This is a genomic window from Candidatus Clostridium eludens (assembly GCF_045310515.1).
Classification (GTDB): Bacteria; Bacillota; Clostridia; order Clostridiales; family Clostridiaceae; genus Clostridium_B; species Clostridium_B eludens.
On record NZ_JBJHZX010000017.1, the window covers coordinates 1 to 19,972 of the forward strand.

Sequence of the window (19,972 nt, forward strand, 5' to 3'; positions counted from 1 at the left end):
CAGCGTCATTTAGGCGCTGGAAGTATTACGCCCTTATAGGGCTGAGCAAGCCACCTCTTTTAGGGGTGGTCATGACTCTTGCTTGTATAGTCCAAATGCAGTTCCAATTTAAGAATAAAATTTAGTCATTTTTGAAGTTCCTCTTTTTTCTACAAACGCCAACTTTTTATGTATAATAACATATTGTAGAAGGATTTAACTAATATTTTGTAGAATATAGGTAACGTATGATAAAAAAAGGAGGATACATAAATTGAAAAAGATTAAATTACTAGTTGTGGCATGTATTTTAATGACAAGTATATTATCTGCTACTAAGGTGTTTGCTGAAAATAATATTACCGTTAATAGATTGTCAGGACAAGATAGATATGGTACTTCATTAGCAATTGTAAATAAAGGATGGACTCAATCGAATTATGCGGTTTTAGTAAATAGTCAAAACTTTCCTGACGCAATAACTGCTTCACCTTTAGCTAAAAAATATAATGCGCCTATATTACTAACTGATTTCACTACCTTAACCGATTCCACTAAACAAGAATTGCAAAATTTAGGTGTTGGAACTGTATTTATTATCGGCGGTACTGGGGTTATATCTAGCGATGTCGAAAATACTCTTGAAAGCATGGGGATTTCTACAAAAAGAATCTATGGCCAAGATAGATACGAAACTTCTGTTAATGTAGCTAAGGAACTAGGAAGTAGTAAAGGTGTATTTGTAGTAAGTGGAGATACATGGAAAGATGCTTTATCAGTAGCTCCAATTGCAGATAAGTTACAATATCCCATAATATTAGTGGGACAAGATAATGTCCCTGATACGGTTAAAAATTATATAAATCAAGTAAAAGCTAATAATGGAGAAGTAGATGTTGTAGGAGGTAGTGATACATTAAGCAATGATATATCAAGTGTGTTAAATCCTACCAAATCATACGATCAATCTACTCAATATGATAGAGCTCTAGCTTTAATCAATAATTATAAGGGGCAATTAGATTTAAGTAATGTATATTTAGCTAGTGATAGTAATTTTGCAGATGCACTAAGTGGTTCAGCTTTGGCAGGAATGAATGGAAATCCGATAATATTAGTTGGAGATAGTAATCAAAGTGATGTAAGTGCTTTTATTACTAATAATAATGTAACTAATGTAAATGTATTAGGTGGAACGGGTGTGTTAAGTGATAATGATATTAACAGTATTACTGGTAAAGAAAGTGATGACTTAGAAATTGTAAGCATTCAGTAGATGGAGGAACTGTATAAAAAAATTATGTATATAATTTTAGTAATGGTGAGACAAGTGCATTTTATAATATAAGTCCAAATTTGGATTTAATGGGAAAGATGGCATCTTCAACAAAAACTATTATAAGAATGCAAGCAGATAGTTCCAGTAAAGATTTTGAAATAAATCAAGATGAAAAAGATAATATAACTAATATTTTAAATAAATATAATCAAATGCTTGGGAAATAAAATATTATAAGTAAGTAATGTATTGTTTTTGGATAATATTGAAAGAAGGTTTTATAATTCTGTTTATTTTTATGTAATATTTCACAAAAATTATAATAAACTATTAATTGAGAATATAAAATTATTCAAAATAAAGGGGAGATATTATAATATGATGGTTAATCATGGCTTAATGATGTTTTCAGGTATTTCTTTTGTATTTATTATAATATATCTGATAATAGCTATAGTTACTTTTGTTTTATTTATAAGACTAGCTACGAGAGGGATAAAAGCATTAGATATATACATAGATAAGAATAAAAATAATAATACAAATGATAATAGTAGTAAAGATATTTAACTTGATAAAAGCCTTGTATTTGTTAAAAATACAGGCTTTTTATGATGGTTTAATTCATTAGAGAAAAAATAGCGTTATAATATTAGTATGCGTGAGATAGAAATAATGAAACCTGTACTTTGTTGAAAGATATATAGAGGGCGGGTAAGGTAAATGTGTCTTAGACCTTCCAATTTACTGATGCTGTTATGGTACATTTACCATGTAACGCTTGTCAATAATAAAGTTACCGGAAAAACTCAAGGAGAATTGCTATGGGAATAAATGAAAAATCTTTAAAAAGCATTCAAGCACTTGTTGGAAATATAACAGAGGATAATCTAAAGTATGTAGATTGTTATATATCCCAGCATTTAGGGATGTTCATACCAAGTGTTGGGTTCTGTGAATATGCTATCATACCACAACATACGCATCCAGCTTACTCTTTCATATTGTTTTTTTCTGAAGAAGATAGTATAGTTCCACAAACAATAGAAGTGTTACCAAATCACTATTTGGTATTATCAATGTCACCAGATATTAGTCATGAAGAGATAGAAAAGGATACCTTTACCCGTTATATTGCTATTTTTATATCAAGAGAATTTTATGAAGGGCAGTATAGCATATATAGCAATAAAAGGCCTGAAATCTATTTCTGGAATCAGTCTTCAGTTAATCAGGATATTATGATATATATAAAGCAGTTCATGGGTGAATATGAGAGTAGACAACTGGGCTATGAAAGTATACTTGATAGCCTTTCAACTATTATTGCACACCAATTGCTCAGAAGTATTCTAAAAATAGATGCTTCATCAAACTTACTTATCGGGAAATATGGGATAGAGAAGGTGATTGAGTATATGCATCAGAACTTTGGTGAAAAATTGTCAATAGTAAATTTAGCAAAACTTGCAAATATGTCTAAGTCTCATTTTATTCGTACATTCAAGCAAGAAACACAATTAGCTCCTATTGAATATTTAATAAAGCTGAGAATTGATAAATCTAAGAAGCTTTTAAGAAGTAAAACTAGCACTATTACAGAAATAGCTCTGAAATGTGGATTTAATAGTACATCTCATTTTTCTTCTTGTTTTGCAAAGCAACTTGGAATTACTCCCACAGATTATCAAAATTTGTATTCAAAATAATTAGCAGGATTATGAAATATCTTGAGAATATTTTGAAAGCTAGTTCCTTATAATTTTTATATATTTAAATATATAAAATATAAGATGAAGGGGAATAGGTATGATAAAAGAAGAAATTTTTGAATTAATGAGAAAAAATCCTGTCTTTTTTTTAGCTACAGCAGAGGATAATCAGCCAAGAGTGAGGGGGATGCTACTTTATAAAGTTGATGAGAATGGAATTATTTTTCATACAGGGATAATGAAAGATGTATATAGACAAGTAATGAAGAATCCCAGGGTTGAGCTATGTTTTAATGGAAATGGCACTCAAGTACGTATAAGTGGGGAATTGGAGGTAGTAGATGACGATAATCTTAAAGATGAGATTTCAGAACATCCAACTCGTAAATTTTTAAAACCATGGAAGGAAAGTGGAGAGTTAAAGAATTTTTATAAAACCTTTGTGGTATTTAGGCTGAAACATGGCATAGCTACTACGTGGACCATAGAAAAGAACTTTGGTCCTAAGGAATTAATCCAACTATGAGAATATTTAATGAGAAAGCAAGTCAGAAGAGTGGCTTGCTTTTATTATTTTTTAAATTTTAGAAGTCACATAAAAATCACATGATTATTCAGTATTGTAACTATAATTATCAATTATAATATGAGATAATATAAAGTCAAATTAAATGATTAGAGGACGTATTCCTAAGTTTTATAAAAACAGGAAGGATGATATTAGTGAGTAGAAAGGAATTTAATTATACAAGAAACTCATTTAATAAAATATATGCAGAAGGATTTGAAAAAGAACTATTGTGTAGTTTATTAGAAAAATATAAAATAGGAGAAATTTATTTTAATGACTGGGATGATACAACAATCATAAAAATAAAAACAAAGAGTGAGTTTATAAAAAGATTCGGTAAAGATTTAATAGGAGAACATAATATTAACTACAATGAAGAAGGAATATCCAATAAAATAACAAAAGAAGAAGAATTATGGACGTTATTAGATAGAAAAAAGTTGGAGAGAAGCTCATTGATGAAATACACACATGTAAGTGAAGGAGATGAATAATATGAATAAAAGAAATATTGATTATTCTCAACTATTTAGTATAAGTGCTGTAATTATAAGTTGCATCAATATACTAGGGATATTGTATATTGCATCTATAGGTAGGATATAGTTAAGCATGTCATGAGAAATTTAGCTGAAAAAATCATTTATTATAAATAAACATATGGTTTAAAGATGTTGCAAAAGTGTGATGTCTTTTTTTCTATTGAGAAATAAAACTAAGAAAATACATATAATGGAATTATGGTATATAGTATAAATATTATGTAAATAAAAATAAAGTAAACTACGAACAAATTTACAACAAATGATTGAATTGTATAATAATAAGTTATATACTAAAATTACATAAAGTGTATGGAACAAAATTAAATCATATCGGTGGAAACAGCTCAGAATAAACAATTCGTATATAACTCTTAAGTAAAGTCCCCCAAGAACTTTACTTAAATATAATACAGCAACTGGTATATTAAGCAATCCCCAGGCGTTCTTTTTGTTTTTTAATTCTAAAAGCTTCGCCACCTCTTATATGTCTAATGGATTTATTATATGCCAAAACGGTTTTTACTTGTTCAGCTATTTGTGGATTTAATTGTGGTAGTAATTCAGTTATATCTCTATGTATTGTACTCTTGGAAGTTCCAAATACTTGTGCTGTATTTCTTATTGTTGCTCTGGATGCCATAATATATTTTGATACTTCAATAACTCTATTTTCAATATAATTTTTCATTACTTTCACTCCTCGTATATATGTAGTGCTTATTACACTACTTAATTTAACTTAACTTTCTTTTGAAATAAATTATAATTATTAATTATGTGCAAAATACCGACCAATAGTGTGAAATTTGTGTTATTTTGTTGAATTAATTATAAAATATAGGTTTTTGATTTAAGTTTTCTTGACAATAAAATAGTACTTAAAAAATGTGATTGTTTAATGACATATTAATGTGAAGCTTATGTAATTCGGGTAAGAAAAAAATAAACCAGGCAGTCTACAATATTATTTGTGTAAATAGAAGGATATTCAGTTCTTTTGTAGAATATTACAATAATAGATAAAGTAAGAATATACACTTAAGGAAAAATCTTAGATAATCACATTAACTTTATATTGATATAAGAAACGTTAATTTAAGAGGTGATTTTATGAAATATGATGACTTTCCGTATTATTTAAAGTACAATAATGAAGAAATTCAATGTCATGTTTTTAGATGGGATGATACTTTAAGAGTAAAATGTAAATACAAAAATACTTTAGTAGAATGTACTTGTTCGTATAAAAAATATTTAGAGGATCTGTCTATAATTGAATCTATGCTTAATAGGCATTTAAAAACAATTGACGAAAAAGGGGAAGAGTTCTATCAGCATTATAAACTAAAAGAAGTAATGAAAATTCTAAAATGTTAAACATAATTATATGAAATGAAAGATTTAAAAGGGGTGTCCAATTAAACAACGGCTTCCGTTTTGAGGTGCAAAACGGAAAAACCTTATAATAGGTAACGTTAAAAACAGCACTAATATTCACATATATTAGTGCTGTTTTTATCATGTTTTTATTTGCTATTAATAAATATTACGAACCAATAATCATAATATTGTAGTCCTATATAGACTATTAATCAATTATGATAATACAATGCCTTTTTCTATTTTATTTCCTTTTAAAAATTCTTTTACCTCAAGAGGTTTCCCACCTGGAAACTGTAATATTTCTATAATCAGAATACCGTTATTGGTGGCGACTGTAATTCCTTCATTATTTGCATCTATGATATAACCAGGTGGTTTAATAATATTTGCCTCTAATGACTTGGATTTGAATATTTTAATTGGAATATCTTTATAATAAGTATGAGCAGTTGGCCATGAGTTTATATTTTTATATGGCCAAGAACTCAATCCTCTTATTAAATTATGTATGTTAATACTACTGTCATTCCAATTAATCTTTGCCATTTGCTTGTTTAACATCTGTACATAAGAACTTCTATCACTCTGTTGTTTTACCCCACAAATTTTACCTGTGATAATTCCATTTATTGTTTCCTCTAACAGTTCAGCACCGTTTATTTTTAATAATTCGTACAATTCTCCTGCTGTCATAGATTCAGATATGTCAAACTCACTTCTCATAAGCATATCACCCGTATCTATACCAGTATCCATTAGTATAGTTGTATTTCCAGTTGTTATTTCCCCATTTATTAAACTCCAATTTATTGGTGATGACCCCTTATACATTGGGAGGAGAGATGCATGTAGATTAATACATCCGAGTCTTGGTATGTCAAGTATATGCTTAGTTATGATTTGACCATATGCTACAACAATAATAAAATCAGGTTTTATTTCTTTTAATTTATCAATAATTACAGAGTCTGTTTTTATTTTTTCGGGCTGAAAAATTGGAATTTGATTCGATAGTCCGACCTCTTTGATTGGTGAAACTGCTACCTTTTTCCCTCTTCCACTTGGTTTATCAGGTTGTGTTACAATCGCACTTACATTATATTTCTCTATCATTTTCTTCAATGAGGGAACTGCAAAATCAGGAGTTCCCATAAAAACTATTTTCATTATTGATACCTCCCTTTGATACTACAAAATATATTTTGTAGTTATTCATTAGTTACACAATAAAATACAAGTATTCACTATTATTATATCTAAAATATGAACATGATTCCAAGTCTTTGAAGAAAATACTGTTTATTACTTAAAATATATTATATCCTCCAAAGTAAATGGCTTTTCTGTTATACCGAGCAACATTGCAGGGGTTACATCTTCCTTCTTGTATTTAAAGGTTTCACAGAAGTTTAGATATGTCCTTAATATTGTCAGCATATAGTGTGCATACTTTGGGTTGAAGTTAGAATAGATATAACTTTTTCCTTCACCACGACCTGATACGAGGGGTCTTTCAAGGATTGAGGCTCTCCTTCGTATCTGATTAAAGTAAGTGTTTATAGCCCTCATATCTACATTTATAACGAACGTAAATGGAAATTAAAATTATTACATTGGACAATGCCTAACTTATTTTGTATAATTAATCCAAAGTAGCAGAGTAAATATTATGCGTAAAGTGTTAGAGGATGGGAAGTTGTCTCTAAACGAAAAGCTTAAATGCTTATTATACAAGATTTAAAGCTTACGATATAATATTGCTTCCGCTGTTACATTAAAGGGATCTTACATTTACTTCTTTTCTCTTTAGTGTGGCTACATTAAAAAGACGAGAGGTGGTTCTGTGGAAAATTAAATTAATTCTTTGTGTAAATTATAATACACTGGAGGTAAAAGATATGAAAAACGGAATGAATATAAGATTCCTTGTTACTACCGCAGTTTTTATTGCTATTGCAATTGTTTTAAGATCCTTTGCTATAAATGTAGCTGTAGGGGGTACACTTACTATGCGGGTAAGTTTTGATGCTATATGTTATATAGTTCCTGGTCTTCTTTTTGGTTCATTATATGGAGGGATTGCAGGGGGATTAATAGATGTACTTGGATATATAATAAGACCTATGGGTGGCTATATTCCTTTGTTTACCATAACTAATATAGCAGCAGGTATTTTACCTGCTATATTGTGGAAGGGTATAGGAAATATAGACAAGCATAAAATTAGAAATTATTACAGTATTTTTTTTGCACTGGTATTTCTAATAGGTTTTGTAAATTTCATTGTGATAAGATTTATGCCTAATACTGTTTTAAATAAACTATTAATGTTTTTGGGCAAAAAATCTCAGTACCTTAGTTTTGGATTTATGGTAATAGGTAGTATAGGTATTTTAATTTTCATTATAAATTTACTTATTAACAAAAATTCAGGAAAATTATATATGGTTATTAATAATAACTATTTTAAGATGGTAATTGTTCTAGGTATATCTGGGATTGTCATATGTACTATAAATACCTATATTCTATTGATATTCACTCCAGCTCTTATGGTTAAAGGATTTATATTTTTATGGATACCTAGAATAATTGAAACTTTACTTATGACTATAATTAATTCTTATATAATATGTATAATCTTATATTCCTACGATTTGTTTTATGGTAGAGTAGTTAAAAAAGCTTAAAAAAAGTAAGGTTATTAGTCATTTTGATTTGAAATGATAGAACTAGAAAAATCATTTGATATGAGGATGTCCAATTTGCAATGAGTTGACAAACATAGTAAAATAAAATTATCAGATAAGGGGAGATGTATGTAAAATGGACAAATTAGATAAACTATTAGAAATATTTAATACTATAAAAGAAGAAAAACAATATTTGTATGCTAATTACAAGGAATTTGGGGCAAATATAAAAGTGTATATAGGATTCAATAAGTATAAAAATAATTTTTGTCAGATTATAAAAGAAAATGGAGTTGTTAAAAATACAAGAGATATTGAAATTAATCAAGTGTTATTTTATTTAAAAGATATATTTAATAAAATAGATGGAGTTGAAAAAAGTAATTGGCAAAAAAATTTCAGAGAGGAATATTAAGTTAAAAATATATTGAAATATAAAAAAATTATGGTTTATTAAACGTTGTAGCTTTTAAATCATAATTTTTATTTTATAATTTTCATCTTTAACATTCTCCAATATGTCACCAACACAATTTGTATGAGAAATGTAATTAATGTCTTCTTTTTTTTATTTATTGACTTTAAATAATGCAGAAAAAACATTAGAATTTTAATTTTATTGGTTTTTTCTGCATTTTGCAGTAAAATAGTATTATTGTAGAACATTGATAGGAAGGACTGGTAAGAAAGCCTCTAGAGAATATAGAAGACTTTAGACATAATGATTTTTGAGTATGTAAGAATGCGAACAGGGAAACACATGCAGCAATCTCTTAAAGGGTTTAAAGACAATCATCTTATAAGGGTGCACATGCAGATGTTACTAAAGGTAAAAAATGTAAATAAAATATCCATCTAAAGTGGTAATTATGATATAATAAGTATTAACTGGACAAGAATACAAAAGAGGAATGGGAAACTAATGCATATATATATTGATGAGTCAGGTAGTATGACAACAGATAGTATAACTTCTAATAATAGATATTTCATAATTGCTATATTATTAGTAGCCGAACCCAAAAAATTAAGAAGAGTCTATGAAAGATTTATAAGTAAATATTTTGATGATTTAAAAGAATCAGATAAAAATGGGAAGATGTTTAGAAGAGGTAAATTTGTTGAGTTAAAAGGTTCTTCACTTACGCCGGAAATGAAGAAGATATTTTTAGAATACTTTTGCAGAAATAATCATTTTCAAATATTATATATAAAAGTAGATAACTCAAAAGTGACTAAAAATTTTTATAAAAATAAAGCAAGGGCATTTAATTATGTATTAAAGTTAGCATTAGAAAATCTTTATAACAGCGGGGTATTAACTGATAGAAATTGGGCATTAAATATTGATGAAAGAAATGTTAAAGCTGATGAGAGACATCAATTAAGGGAACATTTATTAACAGAGTTTATAGGAAAAGATATTGTTGATGAAATACAGCTTGAGTATTTTGATTCTTCTAATAATAAGCTAATACAGTTAGCCGATGTATTTTCAAACTTATATTATTCAAATATATTAACAAATAATTCTTATAAAGATGAAATTCAATATATGATTGACAACAAATATTTATTAAGCACATTTATATTTCCGCTACTATGAATACTATATTTATTTTTTACATAAGTATAATAGTGTAGCATCAACAGTAAATCCTATGATGTGCGGTTATCTTCGTAAGCACCATGTATTGGTGTCATACATAGGTAATTGATGCTATTTATGAATATAAACTGTATATTAAGAAATTGAGTATTAAAACCATTGACGTATAGTGTGACAAGTGTTATACTAACATTGAGTTAAACAGTAAGTCCTAATCATACGCCGTTTTCTAGGTAAGTGGCATGGTTTGTCATCGTATTTAGGCTATTAACTTATGAAATACCAGTATGGCTTCTGAATTAAGAAGTCTTTTTTATTTCTTAATTATTTGTGTAGATATATGGGCAGTGAGAGAGGGTTATGTTAATGGAAAATATATGTTTGAAATTAGAAAAGTTAAGGAAGATATGTTCACAAAAGAAAAATGAAGTCAATGATTTGTATAATGATTTAGTAAATTCCATATTAAAAAGAGATATGGAGTTGCTTTCAAAAAAATACAAGGAAATAATAATAGTGAGACCTGATTTTTGTAAAACAGAGTATTTTAAATACTATATGGATAGAAATGCACTTGATATAATTGATGATAGGGGAGAATATTTTGGATGGCTTTTTGAAATAGCATTCAGTGGTATTGATATCTGTTTGTCAGATACATATGTGGATAAAGAAACTAATATATCATATGATGTTTCTGAAATAGGTGAAGTTAAAGATGAAAATGCTTTTGAAGAGATTGAAAAGGTAATAAAACGGTTGGATAACTCAATTGAGTTTCTAAAAAATAATAGCGATTTTACAAAGTACAAATATTACTATGAATGTGAACATGAGAATGTAAAATGTTCCGATATATTTGAAGTATATAATATAGTTACAAGTAGAAAGTATTAAGTAGGCACTTTGGCATCCTTTAATTTAGGGTGCTATTTTTTATTATACAAATAAATAAAAGATAGAAAATATAAATGATAATGAAATCTTAGTAAACAGTATAAATATTATGTATATTAAAAAAATGTAAACACTAGGCAGAGAAAAGTATTCTTCATGAGCAAGCTTTACCTAAAATTTAGAATTACTTGATTTTCAAATGTAATAAAAGGGTTTTATTGAATGTTTAACTATATTGTTATATAATTCTATTAGGCTCATATTATTAGGATATGAGCCTAAAATTATAGAAAAAGAGGTAATATTATGAAAATTACTAATCTTAATCCACAAGATGTGATATTTGCATTGGATATAGGAACAAGATCAGTAATAGGCACTATAGGGGTATTAAAAGATAAAAAATTTAATGTAATAGCAGAACAGTGTATAGAGCATGAAGAAAGAGCAATGGTTGATGGACAAATACATGATGTGGCACTTGTAGCAAATGTGGTAAATACCATAAAGAGCAAACTTGAAGAAGATCTAAATATGAAAATAGAAAATGTGGCTATCGCTGCTGCAGGAAGATTTCTTAGAACCATAGAAATAAAAGAAAAAATGGAAATAGATTATGAAAGAGAAATAGATAGAGATATTATAAGAAGTTTAGAGCTAACTGCAGTAAAGTCTGCCCAGGAAAAAATAAATGAGAGTGTAAAAGGCAGACTGTATTGTGTTGGATATAGCGTAAAGAACTATTACTTGAATGGATATGTTATAAGTAATTTGCTAAGTCATAAAGGGAATAATGTGTGTGCGGAGATTATAGCTACTTTTCTTCCAAGGTCTGTAGTAGATAGTTTGTATTCTGTTATGGAAAGGGTAGGCCTAAGTGTGGTAAATTTAACTTTAGAACCTATTGCTGCTATGGAAGCTGCTATTCCCCAGAACCTAAGATTGCTAAATTTAGCTTTAATTGATATAGGTGCAGGAACTTCAGATATAGCTTTAAGCAGCAGCGATAGTATAAGTGCTTATGGCATGGTACCTGAGGCAGGAGATGAGGTAACAGAAGTTATAGCACAAAATTATTTAGTTGATTTTAATACTGCAGAGAAAATAAAAAAGCAGTGTACAGAGAATAAGGCTATAACCTATATAGATGTTTTAGGTTTAGAGAATGAAGTATCTTCGGAGGATGTAGTAAAGCTTATAGTTCCCACTGTAGAAAAAATAACAGATAAAATTGGAAGCAAGATAATAGAATTAAATGGTGGTAAATCTCCTAATGCTATTTTTTTAGTAGGGGGCGGTGCACATACACCTAAATTAAAAGAATTTTTAGCTGAGAAATTAAATGTGCCCCTACAGAGAATTGCCATAAAAGGGAGAGAGGCAATTGCAGATTGTATTTGTCCTGACAATTCTTTGGGAAGTATAGGGGTGACAGTTTTAGGCATAGCACTGGTTTGCATAAAAAGGTTAGGACATGATTTTATTGATGTAATGCTAAACGGAAATGTAGTAAGTCTTTTTAATTCTCATAAGCATACTGTCATGGATGTGATGCTGTATGCAGGTATAAATCCTAATGTATTGATAGGCAAAAATGGCAAAAATATAAGATTTACTGTAAACGGAATAAAAAGGGTGGCTTTTGGAACTTTAGCTTCTAATGCAGAAATAACTATAAATGGATTTCAAAAAAGTATAGATGAAGAAGTTAAGGAAGGAGACAACATAGAAATAAAGTATGCCATTAATGGGAAAATTGCTTCACCTAAAGTTATAGATTATGTACAAAAAATATATTCTATAAGTTTTTTTATAAATGATATAATAGAAAATTTAGAGCCTATTGCATATATAAATAAGAATAGAACAGGTCTAGGCAGCATTATAAATGAGGAGGATGATGTAGTAATAATTTTTCCGGAAACTTTAAAGGATTATGAAAAATATTTTTCTTCTCACAGCCAGGAATTTATATACTATCTAAATGGAAATAAATTAGATATAAATTATATAATAAATGAAGGGGATAGAATTTATAGAGTATTAAAAAGTCAGGAAGAAAAACAGGAAAAGATTGAAAAAATATCACTAGATTCAGTAGATGAGAAAGTACCTGAGATTAAAAAAGAAAATGAAAGAGATTTAAAGCAAATAAATGAATTTGAAGAAATTAATAAAAAAGAAATGACTATAACTGTAAATGGGAAAAACATAGTGCTTAAAGGAAAGAAACAATACATATTTGTGGATATATTTAATCATACAGAATTTGATTTAACAAAAGTAAAGGGTAAATTATACTTACATTTGAATGGAAATGATGCAGGTTATTATGATAAACTGTCTCAGGGGGATATAATAGAGTTAGGCTGGGAGTAGAGCTTTTGATAAGTATATTGGAGGTATGGAGATGGATAGGGATTTTTTAAAGATGGCAGGAGCTATAAAAGGAGAATTAATTGAGATAAGAAGGGATTTTCACAGACATCCTGAACTTGGATATGAAGAAAAGAGAACTTCTCAGAAAATAAAAGAATTTCTAAAAAACATAGGTGTAGAATATATAGAAACTGCAGGTACGGGAATATGCGCAATAATAAGAGGAAAAGGATATAAGACTATAGGCATAAGGGCTGATATAGATGCGCTTCCCTTAGAAGACAACAAAAACTGCAGCTATTCTTCAAAGGTAAAAGGAAAGATGCATGCCTGTGGCCATGATGGTCACACTACCATACTTTTAGGGGTAGCTAAAATTTTAAGTAGTATAAAAGATGAGTTAAAAGGGAATGTGAAATTATTTTTCGAGCCTGCGGAAGAGACTACTGGCGGAGCTAAGCTAATGGTAAAAGAAGGAGTACTTGAAAATCCAAAGGTGGATAGAATAATAGGACTTCATGTAGATGAAAATATAGAAGTAGGAAACATAGGCTTAAAATTAGGAGTTGTAAATGCAGCTTCTAATCCGTTTACTATAAAGATTAAAGGGGTAGGAGCACATGGTGCAAGGCCTAATATGGGAGTTGATCCGGTAGTTATAAGCAGCCATGTAATAATAGCACTTCAAGAAATTATAAGTAGGGAATTGCCACCAACTGATGCAGCAGTTATTACTGTGGGTTCTATACATGGGGGAACTGCCCAAAATATCATACCGGAAGAAGTTATAATATCAGGTACTATGAGAACTATGAGAACTGAACATAGAGAGTATGTAAAAAAGAGGCTTTATGATATAACCTATGGTATTGTAAGTTCTATGAGGGGAAAATGTGAAATAAATATAGAAGAAAGTTATCCTTGTTTGTATAATGATGATAATGTGGCTCAGGATATTTTAAAGGCAGCCTATGAAGTAATCGGGAAAGAACATGTGAAAATGTTGGAAAGTCCTAGTATGGGTGTGGAGAGTTTTGCTTATTTCTCAATGGAAAGACCTGCTGCATTTTACTATTTAGGTTGTAGAAATGAAAGTAAAAATATAATATATCCGGCTCATGGAGGCTTATTTGATATAGATGAAGACTGTATTCCTATTGGAGTTGCCATACAGTGTAGGGCGGCATATGATTTTTTAAAGTAAATTAAGTTAATAATCAGTAAAATGTAGTGATAAGTAAATTGTACTTAAAGTTTTTATTCTAATTAGTTATGGACTTTAGGTGCATTTTTTTGTAAAAAACTAGCAAAGGAAATTTTATGTGTTGATTTATATAATGATAGTATTATATAATTAGATATTGTTGGCATGAAATTGTCAATAAATATTTAAAATGCCGGGAGAGATTATGATGAAAGTCGAAATAGGAAGCAATGAATCAGGCCAGAGATTGGATAAGTTTTTGAGAAAATGGCTTCAAGATGTACCCATAAGTGCTATATATAAAGCTATAAGAAAAGGTGATATTAAAGTAAATGGAAAAAAAGCTAAGGAAAAATATTTTCTGGTAGAGAAAGATATAGTAGAAGCTCAATACATAAGTTCTCAGGGTAAAAACTTTAAATTTAATAGAGTAGATAATAATTTTTTAAAAATAACTTATGAAGATGAAAATATGCTCCTGGTGGAAAAGTGGCCGGGAGTTCTAGTACATTCGGATAAAAAGGCCGATGATGTAACTTTGACTGACTACGTACTTTCTTATTTATACGATAAAGGAGAATTCAAACCTGAAGTTGAAGTTACATTTACTCCTTCCCCTTGTAATAGATTGGATAGGAATACTTCAGGAATAGTTATATATGGTAAAAATTATGAATCCTTGAAATTATTAAATGAAATAATAAGGCAAAGAAATATAAGGAAATACTATCAAGCTTTAGTAAAGGGAAGGATAAATGAAGGACTTTATGAAGGATACATATTAAAAGACGAAAAGAACAATACATCCAACATATATAATACACCTAGAAAAGATACAAAGAAAATATCTATGGAGGTAAAGAATCTTTACACCTGCGGTACCTATTCTTTAGTAGAATTAGAGTTAATTACAGGTAGAAGTCATCAGCTAAGAGCTCATTTATCACATCTAGGAAATCCTATAATAGGGGATAGTAAATATGGTATATCCAAGATAAATAGTTTTTTTTATAATAAATATGGATTGTCATATCAGTATTTATATGCCTATAAAGTAAATTTTAGAAATTGTACTGGAAAGTTAAGCTATATGGAAAATAAAACTATATCTGAGAAGCTTCCACCTATATTTAAAAAAATAAAAAATGACATATTTAATAAATTTTAATTATTCATTGTTTTTGGATAGGGAGTTTTAATTATGAAAGAACAATCAACAACTAAAGGTTTTGCTATACTTTCTATGGCAGGAATGTTAGTAAAAGTATTATCTGTAATATATATTCCTATTTTAATGAAAATAATTGGAGAAGAAGGCTATGGATTGTATGCGGCATCTTATCAAATATATACTTTTGTGTTTGTACTTGCCAATTCGGGTATACCTGTGGCCATATCAAAGCTTATATCTGAACTAGCTGCAGTTGGAAATTATAAAGATGCAGTTAGAGCATTTAAAATAGCTAGATTTATTTTAATGGTCCTAGGAATAATAATGGCATTGTTTTTATTGATTTTTGCCTCACCTCTAGCTAAAATAACCCACTATAATGGGGTGTACTTATCACTTGTAAACTTAGCACCTGCTATAGTATTTACTTCTATAGCTTCAGCTTACAGAGGATACTTTCAGGGCAGGGGAAATATGACGCCTACAGCTGTATCCCAGGTTATAGAACAAATATTAAATACAATATTTACACTTATATTTGCTGCATATTTAATGAGGTATGGAGTAGAAGCAGGCTGTGCCGGTGGAACTATGGGTACATCCCTTGGCGCTTTAGCTTCTGCTAGCTTTTTGATGTTCTGTTATACAAGAAACAATAAATTTAAAAGTCCCAAGGGTTCCCTAAAAGTAGAAAATGCAAGACTTACTACAACAGAGATTGCAAAGAAAATTGTGAAATATGGATTACCTATAACTTTATGTGTAGGTATGACCTATGCCGGAAGTATAGTGGACTTAGGCAATACAAAAATAAGGCTTATGGCAGGTGGGATAACTGAGACTAGGGCGACCATATTGTTTGGTTATCTTACAAAATATCAACAGCTTCTAAATGTTCCTATAGCTATAATATCCTCGCTGTCCATGGCAATACTTCCAGCCATCGCTGCAGCTATGGCTGTTAAAGATGGAAAAAAGGTAAGGGATAACATAAATTATTCTTTTAGGCTGTGTTTTTTAATTGCTATTCCATGTGCAGTAGGACTTTCAGTTTTAAGTGGACCTGTATTCTCCATGCTGAAATTTGGGAGAGGTTCTTATATTATGACCTGGGGTTCTGTGGTACTTGTACTTATGTCTATTATGCAAATACAAATTACTATTTTACAAAGCATAGGAAAGCTTTTTACTGCTACATTTTATTCTATAGTAGGCATAATTATAAAAATATGTGTAAATTATTTTCTAATTGCAGTACCTAAAATTAATATATTAGGTGCCATAGTGGGTAGTATTTTAGGGTTTGTCATACCTATAATATTAAATCACAGAATTATTAAAAAATCTTTAAATGTAAAAGTTGGTTTGATAAATCATGCAATTAGACCTGTGCTAGCTTCAGGGATAATGGGAGTTACAGTAGCTGTGACATATTTCTGTACAAATTATATATTCGGATTTATAAAATTCCCATACATATCAAATGCTATTTCAACTGTAATATCTATACTGGTGGGAATAATCACATATACTTTTGTTTTAGTTCTAGTAGGTGGAATAAACAGCAGAGATATACAGTCAATGCCTAATAAAATAACTAGGTTAATTCCAAAATTTATATTAAATAAGGTATGTCTAAAAAAATAACTTCTATGAATAACCATAGAAGTTTTCTTTTATAATTTCACGCATATTTAAAATTAAAGTAGTAAAATAAGTTATAATTAAGCTTATACCACAGCCATATATGTTTATCCAAGGTATACCTGTGAGTATGTATATTAATACTAGTTCTAAAACAGAAGAAATAAGGGAATTTCTAAGTATTATATTTTGTTTCCCAATTCCATTTAGAATACCAAAAGTGGCCATGGAAACAAATACAACAGGGGCAGATAAAGCAGCAAATCTTATGTAAGAGTCAAGATCATATCTTTTATAAAATAATTCTCCCAAGTAACCAGACATACTAATACAAATTATCATAGTGACAATACCTAAAAGAAGAGATACTTTTATTATTTGAGATACTCTATTTTCTATAGCCCAATAATCTCTGTTACTCATTTTTTCGGATAAATCTGGAATTAGTACTATGGACATAGAGTTTATAATGGTAATAGGTAGAAAAATTATATTAAGGGCCATTCCGTCAAACTTACCTATCATGCTAAGTGCCAAGTTGTATTCTATACCTGAAGCCACAAGTCTCCTTGGAACTATTAAAGTGGAAATTGCAGAAAGTGCCGTAGTTAAAAAACCATTTAGACATAGAGGAAAAGATATAACAAGTATATTAAATAAAAGTTGTAATTTATCCTCATAATATGAATTATTAAATCCTAATTTCTTCTTTTTAATTTTGTACATTATATAAAGAATAATAAAACTTATAAATTCACCAATGGCTAAGGTTATGTAAGCTGCAGTTACAGTGCTCCTTATGTCTTTCAAGCAGAATAAAGTTATTATAAATATTATTATGGTAATGCGAAGAAATTTTTCTGATATATCTATAAATGCAGGTATTTTTACTTGGGATATTCCATAAAAGTAACCTTTAAGTATAGAAGAAAGGGCTATAAAAAATATACCGGGACACATAACCTGAATAGCATGTATGGCTCTTGGGTCTTTTATTATTTTGACTCCTATATAGGGGGCATTTATAAATATGATACACACTATAAATGTAGCCAATACAGAATTGAAGGTAAGAGATACATCTATAGAATTATTTAAATTATTAAAATCATCTTTACTGAAGTATACAGCGGCTACTTTGGATAGAGCTGTTATCATACCTCCCGATATAAGGCATACAAACAAATCGTATACCGGCATTATGAGTCCATAAAGTCCCATGCCCTCTGCACCTAATTTTCTAGATAATATGATGGAAAATATGAATGCAAATATTGAAGTAATTAAATTTGCAAAAATTAAAGTAAGTGAACTTTTTAAAAACCTGTCTCTTTTCATAAAAACTCCTGTTTTCCAATTATAGTATAGTATTGATATAAAATTATTTAATATTAATAACTATGACAATGTTTTAAAGTATATTCTCCTTAAATTAATAATTGAGGGTTATAGATAATTTTGAAAAACTTGTTTTAATAATTCTTAATTTTTAGTTATTAAAAGAAGGTACTCATATGTAGAGATTTTTATAATATATATTTATTGTTAAGATATATTTTAAGGAGAGTATTATATATGAAGAAGTTACTAAAAATTTTGTCCATGATTATAATTGTTCTAGTATCAGTTTTTGTAATTAAATTTTATTTTTATAAAACTCATTCAAAAATTAAAGTTCAAATTAAAGATGTTACCTTAAGTTGTAACTTAAAATATAGAGGATTGAAAGGTGCCGTTGATTTTGTGGTGGATGAAAAAGGTACTTATTACATAGCATATAAGAATAGAATACAAATAATAAAAAGTGATGGAGAAAGTTATGATATATTAAAAAATTTAAGTTTAAATATTTACAGCATGGATTATTACAAGGGAAACTTATATTATTCTTCTGATGATAAAGTATATTGTTACTCCATAGAAAAAGGTGAAAACTCGGTACTTATAAGTGGCATGCCTAATTATGGAGATTACAAGGATAGTGTATTAAAGGTAAAGGGAGGATATATATATGTGTCTATAGGGGCTGCCACTAATTCGGCTGTAGTAGGAGATGATAATATATGGATAAAAAATAATCTTTATGCCCATGATGTTACTCCTATTGATTTAACCTTGAAAGGTATAAATTTTGGAAGAGAAAAGAGAGGGGCTTTTCAAAGCTATAATACTCAAAGTGTAAAGGGACAAATAATTCCTAAACATTTTCCGGGAAATGCCTCTGTTATTGTATATGATCTAGCAGACGGCAGCAGTGAAACCTTTGCCTCAGGAATAAGAAATGTAACGGGAATGGATTTTACAAGTGACGGTAAATTTATATGTGCCATTGGCGGTATGGAAAATAGAGGAAGCAGACCGGTTATAGGCGATACGGATTATATATATGAAATTAAAAAGGGTGTATGGTATGGATGGCCAGACTATAGTGGCGGAGATCCTGTTACTTCCCCTAAGTTCAAAAGTATTAAAAATTCTCCTCTGCAATTTGTACTGGATAACCATCCAAACGCTAATCCACCAGCACCTTTATATCAGCATAAAGCGGTAGGTGCCATAGGGAAACTGACTATAGATACAGAAGGAGTTTTAAACCAGAAAGATAGTATATTTTTTTATGATAAGTCAGATAGTATAATATATAGCTTTCGTGGAATAGGTTCACCTATGGAGGAAATTAAATTTAACAGCAATTCTCAAATTTCAAACATTAAAATATTTAATAGGGAGTTATTGGCACTTGACGAAAATGAAGGCTATTTATATAGTATAAGCAGAGGTAAAATTAATGAACACATAAAAGCAAGCAAAAATATTTATCCCTATTTAATTTTTGTATCAGTGCTTGGTGTTATATTAATTCTAAAAATTCAAATTCAATAATTTGTAGATATATTCTATTTTAA

Annotated in this window: 19 protein-coding genes and 1 riboswitch; of the genes, 16 read left to right on the forward strand and 3 right to left on the reverse strand. The window is 29.1% G+C overall.

Features of this window, described 5'->3' with window-relative positions; translation table 11 throughout:
- Nucleotides 1–253 precede the first annotated feature (253 nt).
- The 6 genes from ACJDU8_RS12210 to ACJDU8_RS12235 all read left to right on the forward strand — a co-directional run bounded on the left by ACJDU8_RS12210 (nt 254) and on the right by ACJDU8_RS12235 (nt 4,035).
- A complete protein-coding gene (locus ACJDU8_RS12210; RefSeq protein ID WP_406792425.1) occupies nt 254–1,255 on the forward strand; it encodes a cell wall-binding repeat-containing protein in 1,002 nt (333 codons plus the stop codon).
- An 80-nt stretch (nt 1,256–1,335) separates the two neighbouring features.
- Entirely contained in the window at nt 1,336–1,485 is a 150-nt protein-coding gene (locus tag ACJDU8_RS12215) for a hypothetical protein (protein WP_406792426.1), read from the forward strand.
- Between the two features lie 151 nt (nt 1,486–1,636).
- The gene (locus ACJDU8_RS12220; RefSeq protein WP_406792427.1) at nt 1,637–1,828 is read left to right on the forward strand and encodes a hypothetical protein; all 192 of its coding nucleotides are present in this window, start codon (nt 1,637–1,639) and stop codon (nt 1,826–1,828) included.
- Between the two features lie 254 nt (nt 1,829–2,082).
- Nucleotides 2,083–2,967 (forward strand): helix-turn-helix domain-containing protein, encoded by an 885-nt coding sequence (locus tag ACJDU8_RS12225; protein WP_406792428.1) that lies wholly within the window; start codon nt 2,083–2,085, stop codon nt 2,965–2,967.
- A 100-nt stretch (nt 2,968–3,067) separates the two neighbouring features.
- Entirely contained in the window at nt 3,068–3,496 is a 429-nt protein-coding gene (locus tag ACJDU8_RS12230; protein ID WP_406792429.1) for a pyridoxamine 5'-phosphate oxidase family protein, read from the forward strand.
- A 197-nt stretch (nt 3,497–3,693) separates the two neighbouring features.
- Complete coding sequence (locus tag ACJDU8_RS12235; protein WP_406792430.1) at nt 3,694–4,035, forward strand: hypothetical protein; 342 nt, start codon at nt 3,694–3,696, stop codon at nt 4,033–4,035.
- A gap of 475 nt (nt 4,036–4,510) precedes the next feature.
- Here ACJDU8_RS12235 and spoIIID read toward each other — a convergent pair whose 3' ends face one another.
- Nucleotides 4,511–4,774, reverse strand: coding sequence for a sporulation transcriptional regulator SpoIIID (gene spoIIID / locus ACJDU8_RS12240; RefSeq protein ID WP_406792431.1), 264 nt, complete (start codon nt 4,772–4,774; stop codon nt 4,511–4,513).
- A gap of 422 nt (nt 4,775–5,196) precedes the next feature.
- Between spoIIID and ACJDU8_RS12245 the strand changes: the two genes are divergently transcribed.
- Nucleotides 5,197–5,463: a hypothetical protein gene (locus ACJDU8_RS12245; RefSeq protein ID WP_406792432.1), complete on the forward strand. Its 267-nt coding sequence runs from the start codon at nt 5,197–5,199 to the stop codon at nt 5,461–5,463.
- Between the two features lie 219 nt (nt 5,464–5,682).
- Here ACJDU8_RS12245 and fmt read toward each other — a convergent pair whose 3' ends face one another.
- On the reverse strand, nt 5,683–6,636 hold the full coding sequence (fmt, locus tag ACJDU8_RS12250; RefSeq protein ID WP_406792433.1) for a methionyl-tRNA formyltransferase: 954 nt from the start codon (nt 6,634–6,636) through the stop codon (nt 5,683–5,685).
- Between the two features lie 487 nt (nt 6,637–7,123).
- Nucleotides 7,124–7,240, forward strand: a riboswitch (THF riboswitch).
- 127 nt (nt 7,241–7,367) lie between these two features.
- Here fmt and ACJDU8_RS12255 point away from each other — a divergent pair.
- From ACJDU8_RS12255 to ACJDU8_RS12290, 8 genes are all read left to right on the forward strand, one after another.
- Nucleotides 7,368–8,159 carry a folate family ECF transporter S component gene (locus ACJDU8_RS12255; protein ID WP_406792434.1) on the forward strand — a complete coding sequence of 264 codons (792 nt, stop codon included), beginning with the start codon at nt 7,368–7,370 and terminating at the stop codon, nt 8,157–8,159.
- A gap of 136 nt (nt 8,160–8,295) precedes the next feature.
- Nucleotides 8,296–8,577 (forward strand): hypothetical protein, encoded by a 282-nt coding sequence (locus ACJDU8_RS12260; RefSeq protein WP_406792435.1) that lies wholly within the window; start codon nt 8,296–8,298, stop codon nt 8,575–8,577.
- Nucleotides 8,578–9,084: 507 nt separating this feature from the next.
- The gene (locus ACJDU8_RS12265) at nt 9,085–9,768 is read left to right on the forward strand and encodes a DUF3800 domain-containing protein (protein WP_406792436.1); all 684 of its coding nucleotides are present in this window, start codon (nt 9,085–9,087) and stop codon (nt 9,766–9,768) included.
- 369 nt (nt 9,769–10,137) lie between these two features.
- The gene (locus ACJDU8_RS12270) at nt 10,138–10,668 is read left to right on the forward strand and encodes a hypothetical protein (protein ID WP_406792437.1); all 531 of its coding nucleotides are present in this window, start codon (nt 10,138–10,140) and stop codon (nt 10,666–10,668) included.
- A 306-nt stretch (nt 10,669–10,974) separates the two neighbouring features.
- A complete protein-coding gene (locus tag ACJDU8_RS12275; RefSeq protein ID WP_406792438.1) occupies nt 10,975–13,047 on the forward strand; it encodes a cell division protein FtsA in 2,073 nt (690 codons plus the stop codon).
- A gap of 31 nt (nt 13,048–13,078) precedes the next feature.
- Complete coding sequence (locus ACJDU8_RS12280; protein ID WP_406792439.1) at nt 13,079–14,251, forward strand: M20 metallopeptidase family protein; 1,173 nt, start codon at nt 13,079–13,081, stop codon at nt 14,249–14,251.
- A gap of 208 nt (nt 14,252–14,459) precedes the next feature.
- Nucleotides 14,460–15,419 carry an RluA family pseudouridine synthase gene (locus tag ACJDU8_RS12285; protein WP_406792520.1) on the forward strand — a complete coding sequence of 320 codons (960 nt, stop codon included), beginning with the start codon at nt 14,460–14,462 and terminating at the stop codon, nt 15,417–15,419.
- Nucleotides 15,420–15,452: 33 nt separating this feature from the next.
- The gene (locus ACJDU8_RS12290; RefSeq protein WP_406792440.1) at nt 15,453–17,069 is read left to right on the forward strand and encodes a putative polysaccharide biosynthesis protein; all 1,617 of its coding nucleotides are present in this window, start codon (nt 15,453–15,455) and stop codon (nt 17,067–17,069) included.
- Nucleotides 17,070–17,072: 3 nt separating this feature from the next.
- Here ACJDU8_RS12290 and spoVB read toward each other — a convergent pair whose 3' ends face one another.
- Nucleotides 17,073–18,404 (reverse strand): stage V sporulation protein B, encoded by a 1,332-nt coding sequence (spoVB, locus tag ACJDU8_RS12295; protein ID WP_406792441.1) that lies wholly within the window; start codon nt 18,402–18,404, stop codon nt 17,073–17,075.
- Nucleotides 18,405–18,641: 237 nt separating this feature from the next.
- On the opposite strand from spoVB, the gene ACJDU8_RS12300 reads away from it, so the two are divergent.
- Entirely contained in the window at nt 18,642–19,949 is a 1,308-nt protein-coding gene (locus tag ACJDU8_RS12300) for a PQQ-dependent sugar dehydrogenase family protein (RefSeq protein ID WP_406792442.1), read from the forward strand.
- Nucleotides 19,950–19,972: the final 23 nt, after the last annotated feature.